Raw genomic sequence first — 21502 nt, 5'->3', positions numbered from 1 at the left:
CTCTGGTGTAGGCAGTGTGGTGAGGGGATTTTTTACTGGTTTTTTTACGCTCTTTACATGAATAAATTGCCCTAAATTGATCTATCCCATGCTTCGCTTGTAACCGACTAACTTTATCAGCTCGATTATTGAACTCATCGAGCAAATAGACTATAAGTACTTAAAGTACCTATTTTTTATCTCTATTTTGTGTAAGGACAACACATGAACTCACAGTACTTTTCTGTTCTTTTATGCTCATTGAGTGTGCCACTTAGCGTGGTTGCCGCTGAAGAAAAAGCAGTACAGGATATGTCGGATCCACTCGCTGTTTATACGCAGGTGGGTATAGGTGCAACCAATAAAGGCCTTAACCTTAAAATAGGTCAAGCATACGACACCGGTATTGCAACTACCGCAGGAATGAATGTCATTGAAGTAAAAGGGATCTACGGAGATACATTAGGTTGGGACAGTGATAGCAAAACTACAGACTCAATCGATTCATTTCGTTTCCGTAATTTTTCTGTTGATTTAACCACCATGAGTGCCACTCAAATAGACGCAACCTATAACCTGAATGCGAATTTGGTTGCCGACGAAAGTATGGATATATCTTACAGCTATATTAAGGCACTCAAACCTATGGGACGTTTCTCGTTTTATCCATTAGCTGGGGTTGGTGCGTCGTTGGGTGAAAATGCACGTGAGGACGATGGTTCTCGAGACAGTGGCTACTCAATTATGGGAGCGTATGGGTTAATAGGTATGTACGCGAAAGTCACTATCTCCGACAAAATCTGGCTGAACTACAACCCCTTCTGGTTAACAACCATTGGAGGAAGTGATACCTACAAAGACCATTATTATGGCCTTGATCAAAGTCATATCCTAACCCACGAATTTGCTGCAAGTTACCAAATTAATCCACGCATGAATCTGCGGTATTTTGCAAACTGGAATGAAAATGTCGATTTCATGGACGGTGACCATCGCTTGGAGTTTAACTACCAGCTATAAAAACATTGATAATCGAACGCCAAGGAAGCAAAACACAAAACTGAGGTAAAAAAGAAGTGAGAAACGTTGTACTAATAAATTTAGCGGCTGCATGGTTCGTGAGTACCCATAGTGTTGCTTCCAGCTATGATGACTACGCGATAAAGCCAGCAGAAACGCAATTAAGTAATCAGCAACAAAAAGTGGATGAACCGATTTCTTTTTTACCTATTCCAACTTTTATTACAGAGCCTGCCGTCGGGCCAGGATTAGGTGTCGTTGGGCTATTTTTTCACGATAACGAAAAGAAGAAAAAAAAGCAGAAAAAAGAAGGGTCGACCTTGCCACAAAGCATCAGCTTAGTGGGCCTTATGGGCACAAAAAATGGCACCAAAGGAGCCGCTATAGGGCATATTACCTTTTGGGATGAAGACCGTATTCGCTACCAAGGTATTATTGGTTGGGCGAGTATAAACCTCGACTTTTACACCTTTGACGAAATAAAACTACTCACACCACTTTCTCTCAATATTGAAGGCCCTGCCCTATTTCAAAATTTAAAACTTCGGTATCAAGACAGCAACTTTTTTTATGGCTTCAAACAAATTTATCGTCAGGTGGACATTAGCTTGGCAGAGAACCCCATTGAAGATTTTTTGCTTGAGAATGGCATCATCAAAGAACACCTTTCACTCGATGTAAATACTTCAGGTATTGGCCCCTTATTAGAGTACGATAGCCGAGATAACCCGCTTAACCCTGAGCGTGGCTTTAACTATAAAGCCGAGTACTTATATTTCGATGAGGCGATTGGCAGTAAAGTCGATTACACCAGTTTAAAACTAACCGCTCTTAATTACTGGCGTTATACCGATAAGTTTAACTTTGCATTACGTATGCAATACGATTCGGTTAATAACCGAGGCGAAAAACGCTTACCCGTATATATTCCACCCAGTATTGGTTTGCGCGGTGTATCGGCTACGCGTTACCAAGGGCTTAATGTATTTGTCACTGAAGCAGAAGCCAGTTATAAGGTCACTCATAAAATAAAATTAAATGCATTTACGGGTATGGGCTGGGCTGCCGATAATTTTTCTGACTTATCAAAAGCAGACACCGTAAATACAGTAGGCGCGGGCTTTCGTTACTTAATTGACGAGCATTATGGTATCAGTATTGGCTTAGATGTAGCGCATGGCCCAGAACAAAATGCTATCTATATTCAGGCGGGTTCAACATGGTAGTTATACCTAAAATTTAAATCTAACGTTTTAAAATGGTGTAATCACAAAGGTTGAAGTTGGATAATTAACTGCTACTATCAATAAACTAATAATAAATCAGTATATTCGTGTTTCAGGGATTGAATTTATGCGCAGCACAGCCTCGACCAAACATTTTCCGTATAAAAACTTTAAACCTCATGGATTAGTTGAGTTTTATCAACATCAGCACACACTCTTTGCAACAGCGACTGGACCGTTTAACGAAGAAATTATCGACGCGCATTCATTTATACAACAAGCCTACATTACTAAATTGATTGATACCTACGGAGGCTGGTATGAATTGGTTGAATTTGAAAACTCATGTATGGCAACACCGGGGGCACTTGAAAAACTGATGGTGTATTTATCAGAACTAAAACGTAAAGGTGTCGCCTCAAAAAAAACCGCGTTGGTGATTTCAGATGAACTTGAAGGCGCAAACCTGCTTCGAGAAACGTACCGCAACTTATATAAAAAAGCCGGAATGACAATGAACATATTCAAATCAAAAACGGCTGCCTTAAATTGGTTATCCGAAGAGCCAACACCCGAAGTGTCGTTCTAACTTAGGCGATTTAAAAAGTGTTGCTCTTCTTCACGTAAGGTCAACACCTCCACACCAGCAGATGTCACCGCCAAAGTATGCTCCCACTGTGCAGAAAGTTTTTTATCGCGAGTAACAACCGTCCACCCATCGGGTTTGGTTTTTATTTTAGCCGTTCCCTGATTTATCATAGGTTCGATGGTGAATGTCATACCTTCTTTAAGCACTAATCCGGTATTTTTTTTACCATAGTGGAGCACATCGGGTCCTTCATGCATTTCTTGCCCTATGCCATGTCCACAGTATTCTTTCACCACGCTATAGCCTTGTTGGTGAGCAAAATTTGCAATGGCGTTACCAATATCACCAAGCCGCACACCTGGTTTTACCATGTTGATTGCATGCCACAGCGCCTCTTGAGTTTTATTAACCAGACGCGTTGCCAGCGGTGAAACCGCCCCAATCATGTACATTTTACTGGAGTCTGCCAAAAAGCCATTTTTTTCAAGTGTGATATCTATATTGACGATATCTCCATCTTTTAAAACGCACTTTTCATTTGGAAAACCATGACATACCACCTCGTTAACAGAGGCATTTAGCACATAAGGATAATCGTACTGGCCTTTGCTCGACGGCCTTGCCTGCAATTCATCAACAATATAGCGCTCAACAAGGTTGTTAATTTGCATTGTGGTTACCCCCGCTTTGACATGAGGGTCTAAATACGCGAACACCTTGGCTAATAAGCGCCCCGATTCACGCATGAGCGCCAGCTCGTCCTGTGTTTTAATTACCACTTTTTTCATCGATTCCTTCCTTAACGGCAACATCCGCTAGCCGTAACTGTTCTTTAATAATGTCACTGTAGGTCATGGTTGGATTGAGCTCGGCTAACATACCTATTTTAATCCAGTACTCTGATTGCGAGTTTATTGAACGCACCATCGCCGTACTTGCTTTACGGATTTCTTCATGCAGTTCATCACTAATTTTAACAATACCCATTACATCACCAATATATGAAACATATACAGATCGTATATTTAAAATATGAAATTGCAAGCGTTATTTATTTCACCTTTAAATCAAACACACTCATGTCGCTCGCCCTTTTACTCAAGCAGGCTATGAGTTAAAAAAATTCATCTATCAGGTTTATTTTAATCGTTTGTCGGTTTAGATGGATTACTCTAAAGTTAACTCATCAGCAAACGATGCTGCGATTAACGAGGAAACTAACCATGTTTAAACCACTTTTAAAACGACTTGCCCTTAGCTCATTACTTACTTGTTCAGCTTTCGCAATCGCTGATCAGAGTGACTATAAATTAATGGTTATCAATGACTCAGATTCATCGCAAGCCATTATGCAAGGCCAGTATGATGCTGTGTTAGCAAACACAACACAATCAACTGACTTAAATCGTCAATATGAACTTGCATTTAATCGTTGTGCAGCAAGCGTGAAGTCAAAGAACTTCAGTCACGCAGAATCACTTTGCACAGAAGCAATTGAGCTTCTTAACAAAAGCGAAGTACGCGGCTATAAGCGCCGTGAACTTACATCATTCGCTTTAAGTAACCGTGGTATTGCGCGCATTATGTCGAAAAACGACACGGCTGCTCTAGCAGATTTTTATGAAGCGGTGAAAATCTCAGGTAATGATTTAGTTAATCACAACCTAAACCGCGCTAAGCAAAACTTAGCTCTTTAACCGAATTGTTGTCACAAAAGCCTAGTTTGTGTGTTCTCTGGGCTTTTTTATACCGAGTCAGTGCATACGCGGTGACTCAACCATATTGTTGTCGAAAGCTTAGCTTGTGTGTTCTCTAAGCTTTTTTATTCCGGGTGACTGCACACGTGGTCACCCAACCATATTGTTGTCAAAAGCTTAGCTTGTGTGTTCTCTAAGCTTTTTTATTCCAGGTGACTGCACACGTGGTCACCCAACCATATTGTTGTCAAAAGCTTAGCTTGTGTGTTCTCTAAGCTTTTTTATACCGAGTCAGTGCATACGCGGTGACTCAACCATATTGTTGTCAAAAGCTTAGCTTGTGTGTTCTCTAAGCTTTTTTATTCCAGGTGACTGCACACGTGGTCACCCAACCATATTGTTGTCAAAAGCTTAGCTTGTGTGTTCTCTAAGCTTTTTTATTGTGAGTGACTGCACACGTGGTCACTCAACCATATTGTTGTCGAAAGCCTAGCTTGTGTGTTCGCTGGGCTTTTTTATGTCAGCTATAAAATAACCTGCCAATATGCAACATCAATCCAATCATCAAATTTCCTTCCAACTTGTTGAAAATGTGCAACCTTTTTCATACTAAACTTTTCGTGTAATGCAATACTGGCAGCATTAGGTAGTGCAATACCTGCCATAACAGCATGCAGATTACGCGTCTTTAAATGTGTGAAAAGTGCAGTGTAAAGTTGTGTACCCACTCCCTGTGCCTGACACTGCGCATCTAAATAAATCGAGACTTCAACGGAGTGTTGATATGCTTTACGCGCTTTCCACGGTGTTGAATAACAATAGCCAATGATCTTGCCGTTAACCTCAGCAACCAACCATGGTAAATGAGAATCAAGACTGGCCTGTATACGTTTTGCAATTTCGCCCCCAGTAACCGGCTCAACTTCAAAGGTCACGGTGCTATTAAGAACATAAAAATTATAAATTTCAGCAATCGCTTCGCTATCATCTATTGTCGTATTTCTTATCATTATTAACTTACTCCCTGCTATTAATAATTGATTAATAGCAGAAAAAGCGCATTACAAATAGATAAAAAAACGCCACTAACTAAAGTGGCGTTTGGGTAGTTTCGACAACAATAAGAAATTGCTTTTAAAAGAAGCCCAGTGGATTTTCACTGTAACTTACTAATAGATTTTTAGTTTGTTGGTAGTGGTCAAGCGCTAACTTATGTGTTTCGCGACCAATCCCTGACTTTTTATACCCACCAAATGCCGCATGTGCCGGGTACATGTGATAACAATTTGTCCAAACACGGCCAGCTTCAATCTTGCGGCCAAAATGATAAGCCCGGTTCATATTTCGGCTCCAAACACCAGCTCCTAAACCAAATTCAGAACTATTGGCCAGCGCTAATGCTTCATCTTCATCTTTAAAAGTAGACATAGAAATCACTGGTCCAAAAATCTCCTCTTGGAATACACGCATATCATTGGTGCCTTTTAATAGCGTTGGCTGAATATAATAGCCCCCGTTAAGCTCGTCTGATAACTGCTCTACTTCACCACCGGTAAGTACTTCGGCGCCTTCCTTTTTACCAATTTCAATATAGCTTAAAATTTTATCAAACTGCGCTTGTGATGCTTGCGCCCCTACCATGGTCTCGGTATCAAGCGGGTTACCCCGTTTAATTTGTAATGTGCGCGCCAGTACACGTTCAATAAATTGCTCGTAAATATCTTCTTGGATAAACAAACGTGATGGGCATGTACACACCTCACCTTGGTTAAAGTAAGCAAGTACAGCCCCTTCAATGGCTTTACTTAAAAATGCATCATCTTTTTCCATCACATCATTAAAGAAAATGTTGGGCGATTTACCACCGAGCTCTACAGTCGAAGGAATAATGTTCTCGGCGGCGCATTTTAAAATATGTGAACCCACAGGCGTTGATCCAGTAAAAGCAATTTTCGCAATACGTGTGCTGGTTGCCAGCGCTTCACCCGCTTCTTTACCATAGCCATTCACTACATTTAATACACCTGCTGGTAATAAATCACCAATCACTTCGAGCAAAACAAGGATTGATGCGGGTGTTTGCTCGGCAGGTTTTAAAACAACACAGTTGCCCGCCGCAAGTGCTGGAGCGAGTTTCCACGCAGCCATTAATAGTGGAAAGTTCCATGGAATAATCTGCCCGACAACCCCTAAAGGCTCATGAAAATGATACGCTACTGTGGTTTCATCAATTTCACCAATTGATCCTTCTTGAGCACGCACACACCCCGCAAAATAGCGAAAGTGATCCGCCGCTAGTGGAACATCTGCAGCAAGGGTTTCGCGAATAGCTTTACCATTATCCCACGTTTCAGCCACTGCGAGCATTTCGAGGTTTTGCTCAATACGGTCCGCAATTTTTAACAAAATATTACTACGCTCTGTCACCGATGTTGTGCCCCATGCTGCTTTTGCGTCGTGGGCTTTATCAAGTGCAAGTTCTATGTCTTCTTTACTTGAACGAGGTACTTTACAAAATACCTTACCGTTTACTGGGCTAATATTGTCAAAGTATTCACCGTTAACAGGGGCGACCCACTGGCCTCCAATATAGTTCTCATATTGCGCTTTAAAACTAACTTTGGCACCTTCACTGCCTGGATTTGCATAGATCATAATGTGTTCTCTCTTCAAATTGTTGTATTTTATTTAGGCGGTAGGTTATTGTTTATTTAACCGCTAACTAGTGAAGTTAGCCTAGTTCAACAAAACACATTTGATTCCCAGTCCAGATTTTTTGACTATTTGTCCAAATTTAAGGGAAAACACGAGGTAACAATGAACACATCACTAATCAACAGTCGCTTAGATAAAAAACGCCAACGTATTGATGTACTAATTGAAAATAAGGTAAGTTTTGCCGGTGAGCATGCCGAATTAAGCATTTACGACACCTACCTTGATGCACAAAAAGTCGCGCTGCATTCCAGCGAACTATTATTTTGCGGCATGATCAGCGGTAAAAAAATTATGCATGTTGCCGACAGTGACTACCACAAAGAGTTTTTACCACACCAGTCGTTTGTACTAGCGCCAAAGCAAGGGGTATTAATTGATTTTCCAAACGCATCTCTTAATCAGCCTACGACCTGTTTAGCTATTGAAATTAGTACCGACAAAATTAGCCAAGTGGTTGATGCATTGAATGTTGAGCAGCAAATTAGCCATGATGATTTTTTTCATTATGAGCCTAAGTTAGTCCATGCAGAGCACAACATTCAAACCCAACAACTACTCGAACGCATGATCAATTTATTTAGTGAAAATGAGCAGCACAGAGACTACTTAATCGATCTTTCACTGAATGAACTTATCACTCGACTATTACAACAACAAAGCCGTGATTTAATGATTGCGAGTTGCAAACAGGGCAAGCTTGCAACACCACTAAGCCATGTTATCCAGTATATTGAGCAACATTTAGCGCACACTATCGACATTGATGTACTGTGTAAAATTGCCTGTATGAGTCGCAGTAAATTTTATCAACAATTTAAGCTAGCCTTTGGCTCTACTCCCGCACTTTGGCAACAGCAGCTGCGATTACAAAAGGCTTATAAACGCTTAGAAAAAGGTGAGTCTATTAGTAGTGTGTGTTATCAACTTGGTTTTAATAACCTTAGTCACTTTAGCAGGCTGTTTAAACAAACCTTTGGGGCAACACCTAAAAGCATTGCCAGCCATTAAGTTACTCTGTAATACGGTGCGAATATACTCGGTAAGTCACAGCCAACAAAATACAAATCGTACTCGGCACCAGCAAAGCTAAAAAGGCAAACTGGATAAAAAACCAGGCCCCTAAACAGCCGCCGATGATAAAACCTGCGATGATCAGCAAAAACAGTTTAGCTTTTCGTTTATCTAACGGCTCCCCCCGAAAAAAGCGCCCAAACATAATACCTAAATCAGTAAAAATTCCCGTAACATGGGTCGTACGAACAATAGCTCCACTGTAAGTGGTCGCTAGTGCGTTTTGCAAACCACACGCCGCCGAAGCCAAAAAGTGCCCATAGCCAGACCCCTCTGACAACAACCATAACGCTCCCAATAATAAAAAAGCTTCAATAAATAGCGCGGTGTCGTAATGACGCCCTAACTTTAATGCCGAGCTGTTCAGTAAAAAACCAGCAATGCATGATCCGACTAAAAAAGACACAAGCACGCCGAGCACATGTACAAGACCCAATACACTGCCCTTAATCATACCTACACCAAGTAAGGTCGCCGTACCCGATAAATGCGAGACTGCCTGATGTTCAAAACTAAGCAACCCAATCGCATTGACAAACCCCGCGACTAACGCAAGAATCAATGCACCAACTTCTACCCATTTTGGTAATTTTGAAATCAAACCTCATCACCTTCGTAAACAAAAAGTCAGTTAATCTGTATGTTACGCTTATTTTTATCGTTAAAAACACTTTTTTTCGGGTCTTTCTATGGTAATTTACTGATAAGTAAATCGATTAAGTTGCCACCATGTCAAAACCTAAAAGCTGGACCTTAAAAAGTATTGCCAATGAATTAGGGGTTTCAAATGCCACCGTATCAAATGCGTTTAATCGTCCAGATCAACTGTCGAAAGCACGCCGAGAAGAAATCTTAGCAGCGTGTAAAAAACTCGGGTATTTCGGGCCAAATAAAGCCGCGCAATCATTGCGCCGTGGCACCTTTAATATTGTTGCCTTAGTGCTACCTGATAGCGTTGAGTATATGGTGTCAGATCCAGTGGCGAGTAGTTTTATGCGCGGTGTGTCATCGGTACTCGAGAAAAATGGCATTAACTTGCTGTTATTTTCTGGCAACAGCGACAACCTTAACAGCGTCGTTGACTTTGTTGACGGCTTTATTTGTTATGGTAGACCCCGAAATAAACAGCTAGTCGAACAGTTAAAAAAAGTACCAAAACATGTCGTTACTGTAGACTTTGACATTGGCCGTGAAGCATCGGTCAATGTGAATAATCAACAAGCAAGTTTTGATATTGCCATGCATGCCCTCGAAAATAGTGATGATCGGGTGGCAATTTTAGGGCTCAGACTCCTTAATGATAATGTGTTGTGCCGAGTATATGAACATCATGAGTTTGAAGCAGGGCAATCTATCGCGCACCAACGTTTGCGGGGTTATCACCAAGCGATTAACGAAGCGGGCGTCACACTTAGCGATGATAGAACGTGGAATATTCCTGAAAGCAGTGAACGCTTCGCCAGTATTGCAGCTAAAGAGGCATTAAGCAGCACTCCCCGACCTAATGTCTTGTTATGCATGAGTGATTTAATTGCTTTAGCAGCCATGCGTGAGGCTATCAAAATGGGGCTTTCTATTCCAAACGATGTCAGAATTGTCGGGTTTGATGGTATCGATGAAGGCCAGCGATTTGTGCCAAAACTCACAACAGTACATCAAAATAGCGAAGAAAAAGGCCGCTTAGCAGCGACCTTATTTTTATCAAAAGAACAGCAAGTAGCGCAGATTGACTACCAGCTGCAAATAGGCCAAAGCGGTTAAGCGATAAAGTCAGCCAGAGAAATTAAAACTTGCTCATTATCATGCTGATCAATAATGAGGACTTCTCGGCTGGCGAAATTCACTTTAAGTTCAATTGAACTTTCATCTTTATGCCAGTTTAAACAGCAACTAGTGCCTTCGCCTTTAACATTAAACTCACCATTAAATGCAGGATGTTCGTTACGCAGCTTAATCAGTTTGATCAGTCCGTTAACAACCGGTTTAGCGAGTGCTTTATCAATATCAGCCGCGCTCAGATATGGGCGATTAATATCACGGCCTACATTGGTGTTAGCCAATAAATCCATGTCATTTTCACACGCAAATAATCCGCCATAGTAAACCTGTGGAATACCCGGCGCAAAAAACTGTATGGCACGTGCGAGTAAATAATCAAAATCGTCTGCGCCAAGTGCGTTGTAATAAGTACAATTCACTTGATACAAGTCAACATTACTTGCAGCCGCACCGGTTGCTAAGCGACTTTGACCCTTGCTTTTTTCATGTATCGTTTCAACAAGATTATCAATTTGTTCAGCATCTAATAGCCCTGGCTTTTCACCCATTGGACCCGCATCAATAATGCCAATACCGTCATGTGTATCAAGCACGGTTAAACAATTACGCGGTGAAATAGCCAACCAGTCTACGAGTGCATCAGCGTTGTTACTGAATAAACTATGTAAAATCAAAGGTGGAAGAGCAAAGTCATATACCATATTGACACGTTTAGCGACTTCAACCTGTGTTTGATAATGGCTGTGGATTTCAGCAATGGTTTCCATGCCTAAATCATTTGCCTGAGCAGACAACTTGTCTAAATAAGCAAACGTTTCATCGAGCATAAAGCAGTTTGTGCCAGCTTGTTTAATTGCATAGCCTGCAGCGTCTAAACGAATGATATTGACGTTGTTTTCTGAAAACTTAGTTAATACATTATTTAAGTATTCAATACCTGCTAATGACTTAACATTTATATCAATTTGGTTATCGGTAAACGTGGTCCAAAAGTCATACGTATTACCGTCACCACACTTAATAGGTGTGAAACAGCTACCAGGGCGTGGACGATAAATGGCTTTTTGTTCTGTTTCAGACATTCCATTTGGGAAAACATCGTCTTTGGTTAAGAACAAATCCCAAAATTCAGACTCTTTGCCTTTCGCTAATACATCTTTAAATTGATATGACTGAGCAGACACATGATTGACGATTAGGTCAGCCATTAAGTCATAATTTGCACCTAATGCTTGAATGTCTTGCCAACTGCCAAGGCGTGAATCCACTTCACTATGATCAATGGGATCAAAACCAGCATCACTGCCGTCAATCGGGTTATAAAATGGCAATAAGTGTACACCTGCAAACACATCTTTAAGTGGGCCATTTAATAAATTACTTAATTCATCAATACCTTGACCAGTAATCCGGTCTGCGTAGGTGATTAATTGCACTTTATTGTTGATCATAATTGTTAATACCAAGTTGAAACTTAATCGATTAAGTTATATCTTTAACCACGACAGCAAATTATTCAAGCAGTTTTTATAACTTTTATACACTAAGATACATAGTAAAGGCGCAAGCCTTCATGTGAGGATACAACCATGAATAGAACACACGATCCTTTGCAAACGATTAGATGGCTGACATATATGATGTTTTTTATGTTTGCTATGACATCAGATGCCGTCGGTATGATCATTCCAGAGCTTATTAAAGAGTTTGATCTCAGTATGACGCAAGCCAGTGCTTTTCATTATGCACCGATGGCTTTAATTGCGTTTAGCGGACTGTTTTTAGGTTTTCTTGCCGACAGTTTAGGCCGTAAACAAACAATTATGCTAGGACTGGGTTTGTTTACAATTAGCTGCTTTTTATTTGCAGTGAGCAGTAATTTCATGGTGTTTGTCCTGTTGTTAAGCTGTATTGGCCTTGCAATAGGCTTATTTAAAACAGGTGCACTGGCTTTATTAGGTGATATTTCTAAAAATAATTTAGAACACACCAAAACAATGAATTTAGTCGAAGGTTTCTTTGGTGTTGGCGCCATTGTCGGTCCTGCGTTAGTTAGCTTTTTAATCACCCAGAAAGTCAGTTGGACCTATCTATACCTTATCGCGGGTATAATGTGCTTAATACTCACGATTACCGCTTGGCGAGCTGACTACCCTAAACCTAAAAAGCAAGACAAGCATGCAAAGCCAGCCTCACTTGCGACAACCATGGAAATGATGAAAAACCCATACGCACTAGGATTTTCGCTAGCAATTGCACTTTATGTTGCAACCGAGGTGGCGATTTACGTTTGGATGCCGACACTTTTAGGTGACTATCAGGGTCCATGGCAATTGTTAGCGACCTATGCACTTACATTGTTCTTTATTTTGCGTGCCGCAGGGCGCTTTATGGCAGTGTGGTTATTAAATCATTTTAGCTGGCAAGCAGTTATGCTGTACTTAAGCTTAGGGATAGCACTGTGTTACATAGGGCTAATTTTAGGCGGCGTTGAGTGGGCTGTGTTTTTATTACCACTATCAGGCCTGTTTATGTCAATGATCTACCCTACTTTAAACTCTAAGGGAATTTCATGTTTTGCAGTGCAGCAGCATGGAGCTGTGGCTGGCGTTATTTTATTCTTTACCGCCCTATCAGCCGCCGCAGCCCCCCTTTTAATGGGCATGATCAGTGATTACTTCGGGCATATCCGCTATGGCTTTTACTTAGCGACAGGGTTCGCATGTTTACTATTTTTAGCCATGCTCTATAACTATTTACGCAACCCTGCAGAGCACGCTTTAACTCAACACAGCGCGTTGAGCCATTAAAAAGTTATTTAAAATCAACGTTTGAATAGAAAACGTGCAACTTTTTGTTTAAAAATACTTGCACTATGTAAATTAATTGCTATCTTAACTTAATCGATTAAGATTAAATTTTAAGACAACAAAGTCACCTTTGGATTGAGATGAGGCACATTATGACAACACACAAACACGCCCTATACACTCTAAGCGCCTTAGCGCTTGCTATCAGCCACAATCTGTATGCTGAAGAGCAACAAGCACCGCAGGAAGCAAAAAAAACAGGCCTTGAAACAATTGTTGTGACGGGTGTACCCCGCCGCACAACCATCATGGCATCTAGCTCTTCGGTCAGCAGTGTTTCATTGGCTGAAATTGAAGTATCAACACCTCGCTCAACAGCAGAAGCATTTAGAACCATTCCGGGTGTGCGCTCTGAATCAACGGGTGGCGAAGGTAATGCAAATATCGCAGTTCGCGGCTTACCTGTCGCATCGGGGGGTGCTAAGTTCTTACAACTACAAGAAGATGGCTTACCCGTTATGCAGTTTGGCGATATTGCCTTTGGTAACGCAGACATTTTCATGCGCTTAGATTCTACCGTACAAAGCGTTGAATCTATCCGTGGTGGCTCAGCCTCTACCGCTGCAAGTGACGCCCCTGGCGGTATTATTAACTTTATTTCTAAAACAGGTGAAAATGAGTCAGGCAGCGTGTCAACGACAGTGGGTCTTGATTACGACTCTATTCGCACAGACTTTGAATACGGTACTTATCTAAGTGACAGTGTTCGCTATCATATTGGTGGTTTTATTCGCCAAGGTGAAGGTCCGCGAGAAACTGGCTACACATCAAACAAAGGCGGTCAAATCAAGGCTAACCTAACCAAAGAGTTTGATACAGGGTACGTGCGTGTATACTTTAAGCACTTAGATGATAAAAGCGTGGGTTACCTGCCAATGCCAATGTATTCAAATGGCGACTCAATCCCAGGCTTTGACGCACAATCAGACACACCACATTCAGCATTATTTACACAAACCTTGCGCCTAAATGGTGATAACCAAATTAGCACCGGTGACATGACAAATGGTATGAACCCTGAAGTAACATCGCTAGGGTTTGAAGCTGCATTCGATTTAGAAAACGATTGGCGTATTGAAAATCGCTTTAGAAAATCATCTGTTAGCGGTAACTTTATTTCTCTTATTCCTGCCGAAGTTGCCAGCGCAAGCTCAATCGCTTCAAGCATTGCAGGCGACGGAGCATCACTGATTTATGCTAATGGTGGCTCAGCTGGTCAAAACTATGGTGATAATCTGGCCATGCGTATCCACACATTTGATGTAACGCTTAACGACATGGGCTCTATCGTTAATGACCTAAAACTAACGAAGTCATTCTCTGATGACACCAGTGTTACTTTTGGTTACTTTGCATCTAGCCAGTCAATTGACATGTCGTGGCTTTGGAACTCATATGTTATGGAGCTTAAAGGCGATAATGCAGCCCTGCTTGATGTGGTAGCAGCCAATGGCGACAATTACTCAGAAAACGGGTTATACGCATACGGGACACCCTATTGGGGAAATTGCTGCCAACGTAATTACGATACCGAGTACGAAACGCGTGCTCCTTATATAAACGTTGCTACCAAGTTCGGTGATTTAAGTATTGACGCAAGCGCTCGTTATGACAGCGGTGAAGCTCGTGGTAACTATGCCGGCGCTGTAACATCTACTGTCGATATGAATAATGACGGCGTTATTTCGATTCCAGAACAAAATGTAGCGGGTATCGATAACGCAAACCCAAGCATCGTTAACTATGACTGGAATTACAGCTCATATTCTGTCGGTGCGAACTATCAAATTGATCCAAGTTTTGCGACTTTTGCCCGCCTGAGCAAAGGCGGACGTGCGAATGCTGACCGTCTACTATTTGGTAAGGTTCAAGCTGATGGTTCAGTTGCAAAAGAAGACGCGATTGATGAAGTAAACCAGTACGAAATCGGTGTTAAAAAACGTTTTGATTCACTGTCAATCTTTGCAACCGCTTTCTATGCTGAAACCGAAGAGCAAAACTTTGAAGCAACATCACAAAAGTTCTTTGACCGCGAATACGAGGCTAAAGGGATTGAGATTGAATCGACTTACTTTATCGATGCATGGGATTTCCGTGGTAATTTAACTTGGACTGATGCCGAAATTGCAAAAGACGCGCTTTCGCCAGAACTTGTTGGTAATACACCGCGTCGCCAAGCAGATCTAATTTACTCTTTAATGGCGCGTTATAACTTTGATAAAGGTTCTGCTGGCTTAAGCTTTATCGGCACAACGGATGCGTACGCACAAGATAATAACGACCTGAAGTTTGATGGATACACGCAAGTAAATGGCTTTGTAAGCTATGACTTATCTGAAAACTTAAACTTATCGCTAAATGTAAATAACCTATTTGATACAGTGGGTATTACCGAAGCAGAAGAAGGGTCAGTGCCTGATAACGACATTATTCGTGCTCGTACAATCAATGGCCGTACAACATCACTAACATTAAAATATTTATTTAATTAATAAACACTCCCTTGTTTTAGCCCAGTATTTACTGGGCTTTTTCAGTTTAATACCATGACGCTTAACTAAATTGCTGAGTGTTCAACAAACCGCTTTTCGGTCTGCGCTTCTTTTTGTTTCAGCAACCTAAAAAGCGCTAGGCATAACATAGCAAACAATGCGGTTGTAATGGAGCCAAGTGTTGCAAACCGGAAGCTATAAAACTGTGCAATAATACCTGTAGCACCCGCCCCGCACATTACCCCGAGCTTAATTGCATTGGTATAAAATGCAGATGTAAAGCCAATACGATCTGGTAATTGGTCTTGTAAAACCGTTAAACCAATCCCCGCAAAAATACCGTAAAACACACCATTTAACAGTTGCAAAGCGATTAAGTGCCATACTTCAAAGGCAAAAAATACACCGACATAAAACACGATCGCACAGCAAAAAGCCCCTGCAAGCAATGTTATTTTATTGTGTGTTCTAGCAAGTTTAGCGCTATACAACATAATTGGAATTTCTAAAAAAGCCACCACCCCCATAAATATGCCTGGTGTGTGCTGTGCAAAACCCAGTTCATTAATACTGTAAAGAGGCAGCGCTGAGGAATACATTATGTTGCCTGTAGAACCCAACATAATGGCTAAACCTAAACACCAAAACGAACTGGGGGTCACTGGTGCTTGCTCACCAAGGCCGGTGCGCTTTTTGTTGTTGTAGTCTGGAATAAATAGAAAAGCAAAAATGAGTGCGAGTAATGCACACCCAGCAGCAAAATAAAAAGACAAACTAAATTGCCCACCCGATGCTAACAAATAACCTAGGGGCGGCCCACCGACCCAAGCAAATGAAATGGCAGCACGCAGACGCGAATTAAAGCTTGTTATATCAATGTTATCTTGTCGAGCTGCCCATTGCCTAGCGACGGTCATCATTTGCGGTATTGCAGCATTACCCATCGATAAAAACAGCACTCCAGCAAGCATTACTTGCCAAAATGCGGTTGCATTGGCAAATGTAATGAGCGCACACACCATTCCTGAAACAGCCACCATAAACAGTGAACGTGCGCTTGTGCCTTTATCAGCCAAACCGCCCAGCCATTGGCTAATCACTATACCCGTTAAGGTAACCGCAACCATGTAAACACCTAAATATATAGGGGGCGAATTAAGGCCTTCAACAATAAATAAACTCATTAATGGGTTTACAAACGCGCCCATTAAGCCTGTTAACATACTGAGAAGAATAAAAATAACACCATGCTGCTTGAGCAACGTTTTCACGAAAAGACCCCATATAATGAAAAACCCACTATGACGTTACACAAGCCACAGAGGTTATTTAAAGGGCGCAAATTATACATGGCTTTTAGGTGAATTTCATTTTGTATTACAAATAAGCAGTGTAAAAAACTAAATATAACGACTGAGTAGAAAGTTATGGATAAAAGATTGATAGCTAAAATAAGTCATTTTTCTAACTGTTATCCAACAATAAGCTATCGTAATTACATATCACAGAAGAAAAAGTGTTATCTGGGTTTATGGTTTATTCCCCTTTCAATTTAAAGGTTAAAGCCCAAGCCACCGTGTTTCATTACCTGTGGCTTTTTTGCTCAATTTATTTAAATTTTCATAATTAAATGGGTTATTTTAAGACCATAAAATCTTGTGTTTAAGGCTCTAAGAAAAATTGATTAATCAGTGCCTTATCCTGAGTATTGACTTGTAACTGTAAAGCCCGTATTAAATCCATAGAAGTCGCAGGTCGGTTTGGAAATGCATAGTTTTCCCAGACTGACTTGAGTGCTTTAATAATGATTTCATCACCCACCCTATCTCTTAGTTTTGCAAAGATTATCGTTGCTTTAGAGTATTGATCATAACTTTTAGTTGAGTCTACAAGCGACTGTTTAGCTGAAATGTCCACACGTAAAGCTTGCTCATATCGCCTAGTTTCATACTCAATAAGAGAATTCATAGCGGCTTTCCCAAAGCGTTTTTCTATCATCACTAATTCAATATATTTAGCCATTGATTCGACTAAAAAGGCACTATCTTCATTTACGCTATTGCCTATATCGTGACCAAACCACTGATGGGCCGTTTCATGCACTGCACGTCGATATCGCTGATCAAAACCTGCATCAATACTTGGGCTTGCCCTAAAGCCTACTTTATTCTCAATGAGTATAATTTGCGGTAAGGCAAAACCAGTTCCTCCAAACTTAGGGGCTGCAACCAAACTCAATTGTTTTGCTTTATAAGCAACGACATTGTCTTTGAACCAAGTCAGTGTATCTTTCATTGCCTGTAAATGAATGACTATTGAATTTGGCGACTGTTGTAACGTTTTTTGCTTTGCAAATACCTGCAATTTAACATCCCCAAACTGCTCTATTACTGGTGAGTAAGGAATAGACAGCCAGGCTGGTAAATTATTGAATGCTGATGCCGCTTCAAACTTAAAAATTTCCCGAGCATTTTCACGCTGATGAGCGATTTGTTTGCCCTGTGTAACAACGTGGTAACCAACCGCAGTTGAAACTGTGCTCGACATTGTTATGTGATCATATCTATCTGGTCTATTTTTCTCAGAAGCAAACTGCTTAGAAGGGAGGGATACGTTCCTATCAAGTAAGCCATATTGTTTTCGAAGATTAATATCTATTAGCTCATAATTAGCTTGGTAGCCAACCGTTGGCAGCATAGGCACAGAGCGAATATAATTAAACTCAGGAGTTAACATATGATGTCCTACTGCTGGCCACAGCTTTGCTTGCCGAACCTCAAATCGAGACGAAAGTTGCCGTATTTCATTTGGTTTAATAGCACGCTCAAACTCATACACTGCTTGATTCAATGTTGGATAAAAGCGAACTTGCCTTGCACCTGCAATTTTTATGTTTGCCCATTTATAAAAGCCAGATCTACCAACTAAAACGTGTTTTATATCAACTGAATGAGGATTAGTAAGTGTATATGTGAGTTCAAAATGCGCAAACTGCTTGTAGGGGTAAAAATCAACATTAGCATCAATATGACTAATAACTGGTTGCTTTTTATGCTTCCAATCAACAAAAGTTTTTTCGTAGTTTGCCTTAAATGACTCTCGCTTATGAGAATTAGTTAGCGGCTTTTCAGAAACTAAATTTATGTGTAATTGCACAAATAAACTAAGTGATAGAAAAATGGGAACCAATACCCAAGTATCTTTTACTTTTATCTGTCGCCGACCAACCCCTACACCACGGTGGTTAAAAATTTGACTAACAGCAACAAAGCTAAACACTGCAATAAGCCAAACTCTCATGTACGGCCAGTAATTATTTAAACTAGCACGATATCCCCAAAATTCATTGGGCGCTTGTAAAGGTGTCCAAGCTAAACTCCAAAAAGTATGAGTGAAACCAAAGAAAGTCATTACTGGCGTAAATTTAAGCAACAAGATAACAATGACAAATAAGCCAGCAACTAAAGAAGAGCATATGTTGAAAATACATACTGTCACCCAAGCAACTAAAATAAGCGGTAATAACATTAAAGCTAATATATAAATATGCTGACTAGGCTGATATTCACTGCCACTGAACCACTCTGCCAAGGAGGTGCCGATAAAGCTCATCACGGAAAATATTATCGCTAAAGTAGCTACCACTAATAATTGACTATATAAAAGTGTCACTGTTTTTACAGGCAATGCGGCAATAAGCTCCGCCATATTAAATCGTTTTGCATAACAACTTACCTGCCAACTCCAAAGAGCAAGCAGTAAACAACCAAAAAGTATATGCATATCAAATGCGTAGTGATTGATTGCATCTATACTCGTCGGGCTAACAATACTCATCGCTTCAGCATATTCAAATGATGAGGCGACACTGTTAAATACCACGACAGACCAGAGAAATAAAATGAGTGACGTTATTGGTTGTTTTAGTATATATGCAAGTGATAGCTGATAGAGTGTTCCCAGCATAAACCAATCGTTCCCTCTGGGCACTACGGACCTGTAATGCATAACCGAATTCAATACTGGCTCACGGATCTGTACGGGTTTATTTATATTTTTTTTAGTGGTGCGTATTGCCCAGATATATATAACCGTTGTAAGTACAATTATTACCAAACGGTTAATTATAAGCTCCCAATGGTGGGGCTCAGCAAAGCCAGCAATAAAAGCGGTGTATGCAAAGGGATCAAACCATAAAGACATCTGATACAAAGACTCGCTAACGATCCCACTACCCGCCAAAATGGGATTGCCAGTAATGCTAGCGAAAAACAAGTAACCAACCCATATAATGCCAAAAGTAGTATAGCTAACCAAGGCACTTTGAAACCTGTCACAGATCCAAAAAGCAATCACAATAAGAAGGTAGCAATTTGGAATTAGTAAAAAAAAGCTATTAAAAAATAGATGATTAACTGCCTGCCAATCAAAGCCATGCACTTGACATTGATAGAGCCAAATTACCAACGAACTCATCATTGAAATAATCAAAAGACATATAAGTAAGCTACCTACACGAAGCAGTGATCTATATTTAGATGTGATAGGCGTAGTACTGATAATCTCATCCATATTATGTATTTGATCACGCAAAAAAGTAACTGGGGCTATTACTCCAACCAGCACAGTGAGCTGTATCATTTGTATTGATAATAAGTGTAAAGAAAACTGCTTAAGCGTATTTCCCTCTTCAATAGCCAAACCAGAAGACAGTGTAAATGCAAATAATGGAGAAAAAACACTACATAACCAAATAATAGGCTGACTAAAAAGATACTTTAAGTCATTACGAAGTAGCATTTTTTACCTCTTGTGATTTTAATTCATAAAAATACTTATCTTGAAGCGTCACTTTTGCTGCTATTGCTTCGGCTGAGGGGCATTCCAAGGCAAAAACACGAAAAATAGGCTCACCATATCGATAGCTTTGACTTAATACGAATGAACCTTTAGCTAAATTTGATGGGAGACTTTTCAATAACCAGACATTACCAGCCAGTTGATTTATTAAATCATCCACATTTCCATGTTGAATGAGATGACCTTGATTGATCATTGCTACAAATCGGCACTGATTTTCTATATCTTCGACAATATGAGTAGAGAGTAAGACTAAACGCTCCTTGCTAATAGCCACTAACAAATTATTAAGACTTTCGCGTTCAGCAGGATCGAGCCCCGCAGTGGGTTCATCTAAAATAATAAGCTTGGGGTTACCGAGTAAGGCTTGCGCAATTCCAAAGCGCTGTTTCATCCCACCCGAAAAGTGGCTTACGTTTTTATTTGCAAATGTTGATAAGTTTAAAAGTGACAGTAAATCGTTTATTTGTTGCTTTCGTTGCTTTGCATTAAGGCCTTTTAAAATAGCGATATGTTCCAGCAGAGCTCGACAACTCATCGTTGGGTACACACCAAATTGCTGCGGCAAATAACCTAACTGCTTACGCATATCATTTGGATACTTCAGAACATCTAAACCATCAAAGTTTATTTGGCCTTTATCAACGTTTTGTAAACACGCTAATGTTCGCATCAAACTCGATTTACCAGCTCCATTAGGCCCAAGTAAACCTACCATTCCTTTAGGGATACGAATCGTCACGTCATTTAATGCGTGTGTACCATCAGCATATCGCTTATTAATATTTTTTAGTGCTAGCATAGTTACGTTCCTTAATTAACGGACTGTTACCTTAAGTAACAGCTACTAAACTAGCGAGGAAGTAATGATCAACCCAAGAAAACACAGGATAAAAGTCAATATTTGACGTTCATCAGTAAAAATAACACTTTCATCATTACACTAGTGCAATAAAGGTCAAAAATAGTAAACTCGATTTAAAGTCTATAAAGCCTTGAAATGAATATGGTTTTGACTATATTAGTATGGCGTGATGTACTAAGCAGGTTTACTAGATTGTAATTACTAAAAAGCTAAAACAAGATAATGAGGTGACATTTGCGGGCTATTTTATCATTTCTGTCGAATAGCACTAATAGCAAGTACTTCATTGCCTTACTGCCATTATTCGCAGCTATATTGTTCGAAGGTCATACTCGT

The 21502-nt window shown here is 40.4% G+C and carries 17 protein-coding genes; 8 read left to right on the top strand and 9 right to left on the bottom strand.

Annotated features, from left to right (window positions below; translation table 11 throughout):
• Window positions 1-204: 204 nt before the first annotated feature.
• The 3 genes from BM378_RS04700 to BM378_RS04690 all read left to right on the top strand — a co-directional run bounded on the left by BM378_RS04700 (window position 205) and on the right by BM378_RS04690 (window position 2814).
• Window positions 205-999 carry a hypothetical protein gene (locus tag BM378_RS04700; protein WP_074988716.1) on the top strand — a complete coding sequence of 265 codons (795 nt, stop codon included), beginning with the start codon at window positions 205-207 and terminating at the stop codon, window positions 997-999.
• 56 nt (window positions 1000-1055) lie between these two features.
• Entirely contained in the window at window positions 1056-2225 is a 1170-nt protein-coding gene (locus BM378_RS04695) for a BamA/TamA family outer membrane protein (protein ID WP_227006883.1), read from the top strand.
• 127 nt (window positions 2226-2352) lie between these two features.
• Window positions 2353-2814, top strand: coding sequence for a hypothetical protein (locus BM378_RS04690; RefSeq protein WP_036972305.1), 462 nt, complete (start codon window positions 2353-2355; stop codon window positions 2812-2814).
• Here the strand turns inward: BM378_RS04690 and map are convergent.
• Window positions 2811-3602, bottom strand: a complete 792-nt coding sequence (map, locus tag BM378_RS04685) for a type I methionyl aminopeptidase (RefSeq protein ID WP_074988715.1) — start codon at window positions 3600-3602, stop codon at window positions 2811-2813. The genes BM378_RS04690 and map overlap by 4 nt on opposite strands.
• Entirely contained in the window at window positions 3583-3801 is a 219-nt protein-coding gene (locus BM378_RS04680) for a ParD-like family protein (protein WP_074988714.1), read from the bottom strand. Before BM378_RS04680 ends, map begins: the two co-directional genes overlap by 20 nt.
• A gap of 236 nt (window positions 3802-4037) precedes the next feature.
• Here BM378_RS04680 and BM378_RS04675 point away from each other — a divergent pair, with 236 nt between their 5' ends.
• A complete protein-coding gene (locus BM378_RS04675) occupies window positions 4038-4511 on the top strand; it encodes a tetratricopeptide repeat protein (RefSeq protein ID WP_036972309.1) in 474 nt (157 codons plus the stop codon).
• A gap of 524 nt (window positions 4512-5035) precedes the next feature.
• Here the strand turns inward: BM378_RS04675 and BM378_RS04670 are convergent.
• Window positions 5036-5521 carry a GNAT family N-acetyltransferase gene (locus tag BM378_RS04670; RefSeq protein WP_074988713.1) on the bottom strand — a complete coding sequence of 162 codons (486 nt, stop codon included), beginning with the start codon at window positions 5519-5521 and terminating at the stop codon, window positions 5036-5038.
• 124 nt (window positions 5522-5645) lie between these two features.
• Window positions 5646-7166, bottom strand: a complete 1521-nt coding sequence (gene exaC, locus BM378_RS04665) for an acetaldehyde dehydrogenase ExaC (protein WP_074988712.1) — start codon at window positions 7164-7166, stop codon at window positions 5646-5648.
• 162 nt (window positions 7167-7328) lie between these two features.
• On the opposite strand from exaC, the gene BM378_RS04660 reads away from it, so the two are divergent.
• Window positions 7329-8237: an AraC family transcriptional regulator gene (locus tag BM378_RS04660; protein WP_036972314.1), complete on the top strand. Its 909-nt coding sequence runs from the start codon at window positions 7329-7331 to the stop codon at window positions 8235-8237.
• Between the two features lies 1 nt (window position 8238).
• Here the strand turns inward: BM378_RS04660 and BM378_RS04655 are convergent, their stop codons facing one another.
• A complete protein-coding gene (locus BM378_RS04655) occupies window positions 8239-8901 on the bottom strand; it encodes a YoaK family protein (protein WP_036972315.1) in 663 nt (220 codons plus the stop codon).
• Between the two features lie 128 nt (window positions 8902-9029).
• On the opposite strand from BM378_RS04655, the gene BM378_RS04650 reads away from it, so the two are divergent.
• Window positions 9030-10061 carry a LacI family DNA-binding transcriptional regulator gene (locus BM378_RS04650; RefSeq protein WP_036972316.1) on the top strand — a complete coding sequence of 344 codons (1032 nt, stop codon included), beginning with the start codon at window positions 9030-9032 and terminating at the stop codon, window positions 10059-10061.
• Here the strand turns inward: BM378_RS04650 and gtfA are convergent.
• Entirely contained in the window at window positions 10058-11530 is a 1473-nt protein-coding gene (gtfA, locus tag BM378_RS04645; RefSeq protein ID WP_074988711.1) for a sucrose phosphorylase, read from the bottom strand. The genes BM378_RS04650 and gtfA overlap by 4 nt on opposite strands.
• A 138-nt stretch (window positions 11531-11668) precedes the next feature.
• Between gtfA and BM378_RS04640 the strand changes: the two genes are divergently transcribed.
• Both BM378_RS04640 and BM378_RS04635 read left to right on the top strand, forming a co-directional pair.
• Window positions 11669-12889 carry an MFS transporter gene (locus tag BM378_RS04640; RefSeq protein ID WP_074988710.1) on the top strand — a complete coding sequence of 407 codons (1221 nt, stop codon included), beginning with the start codon at window positions 11669-11671 and terminating at the stop codon, window positions 12887-12889.
• Between the two features lie 152 nt (window positions 12890-13041).
• The gene (locus tag BM378_RS04635; RefSeq protein ID WP_074988709.1) at window positions 13042-15441 is read left to right on the top strand and encodes a TonB-dependent receptor; all 2400 of its coding nucleotides are present in this window, start codon (window positions 13042-13044) and stop codon (window positions 15439-15441) included.
• A 65-nt stretch (window positions 15442-15506) separates the two neighbouring features.
• Here BM378_RS04635 and BM378_RS04630 read toward each other — a convergent pair whose 3' ends face one another.
• The 3 genes from BM378_RS04630 to BM378_RS04620 form a co-directional block, all read right to left on the bottom strand.
• Window positions 15507-16712: a sugar efflux transporter gene (locus BM378_RS04630; RefSeq protein ID WP_036972321.1), complete on the bottom strand. Its 1206-nt coding sequence runs from the start codon at window positions 16710-16712 to the stop codon at window positions 15507-15509.
• Window positions 16713-17103: 391 nt separating this feature from the next.
• Window positions 17104-20241, bottom strand: coding sequence for a M1 family aminopeptidase (locus BM378_RS04625; protein WP_036972322.1), 3138 nt, complete (start codon window positions 20239-20241; stop codon window positions 17104-17106).
• On the bottom strand, window positions 20228-21103 hold the full coding sequence (locus BM378_RS04620) for an ABC transporter ATP-binding protein (RefSeq protein ID WP_036972323.1): 876 nt from the start codon (window positions 21101-21103) through the stop codon (window positions 20228-20230). Before BM378_RS04620 ends, BM378_RS04625 begins: the two co-directional genes overlap by 14 nt.
• Window positions 21104-21502 lie beyond the last annotated feature (399 nt).

This window comes from Pseudoalteromonas lipolytica (assembly GCF_900116435.1).
GTDB classification, from domain to species: domain Bacteria; phylum Pseudomonadota; class Gammaproteobacteria; order Enterobacterales; family Alteromonadaceae; genus Pseudoalteromonas; species Pseudoalteromonas lipolytica.
The sequence above is the reverse complement of the archived record's forward strand: the minus strand, read 5'-3'. Positions and strand labels throughout refer to the sequence as shown.

Coding starts and splice junctions, on each gene's coding strand:
- BM378_RS04700 (WP_074988716.1), top strand. CDS start 205: ATGAACTCACAGTACTTTTCTGTTCTTTTATGCTCATTGAGTGTGCCA.
- BM378_RS04690 (WP_036972305.1), top strand. CDS start 2,353: ATGCGCAGCACAGCCTCGACCAAACATTTTCCGTATAAAAACTTTAAA.
- map (WP_074988715.1), bottom strand. CDS start 3,602: ATGAAAAAAGTGGTAATTAAAACACAGGACGAGCTGGCGCTCATGCGT.
- BM378_RS04680 (WP_074988714.1), bottom strand. CDS start 3,801: ATGGGTATTGTTAAAATTAGTGATGAACTGCATGAAGAAATCCGTAAA.
- BM378_RS04675 (WP_036972309.1), top strand. CDS start 4,038: ATGTTTAAACCACTTTTAAAACGACTTGCCCTTAGCTCATTACTTACT.
- BM378_RS04670 (WP_074988713.1), bottom strand. CDS start 5,521: ATGATAAGAAATACGACAATAGATGATAGCGAAGCGATTGCTGAAATT.
- exaC (WP_074988712.1), bottom strand. CDS start 7,166: ATGATCTATGCAAATCCAGGCAGTGAAGGTGCCAAAGTTAGTTTTAAA.
- BM378_RS04660 (WP_036972314.1), top strand. CDS start 7,329: ATGAACACATCACTAATCAACAGTCGCTTAGATAAAAAACGCCAACGT.
- BM378_RS04650 (WP_036972316.1), top strand. CDS start 9,030: ATGTCAAAACCTAAAAGCTGGACCTTAAAAAGTATTGCCAATGAATTA.
- gtfA (WP_074988711.1), bottom strand. CDS start 11,530: ATGATCAACAATAAAGTGCAATTAATCACCTACGCAGACCGGATTACT.
- BM378_RS04640 (WP_074988710.1), top strand. CDS start 11,669: ATGAATAGAACACACGATCCTTTGCAAACGATTAGATGGCTGACATAT.
- BM378_RS04635 (WP_074988709.1), top strand. CDS start 13,042: ATGACAACACACAAACACGCCCTATACACTCTAAGCGCCTTAGCGCTT.
- BM378_RS04625 (WP_036972322.1), bottom strand. CDS start 20,241: ATGCTACTTCGTAATGACTTAAAGTATCTTTTTAGTCAGCCTATTATT.
- BM378_RS04620 (WP_036972323.1), bottom strand. CDS start 21,103: ATGCTAGCACTAAAAAATATTAATAAGCGATATGCTGATGGTACACAC.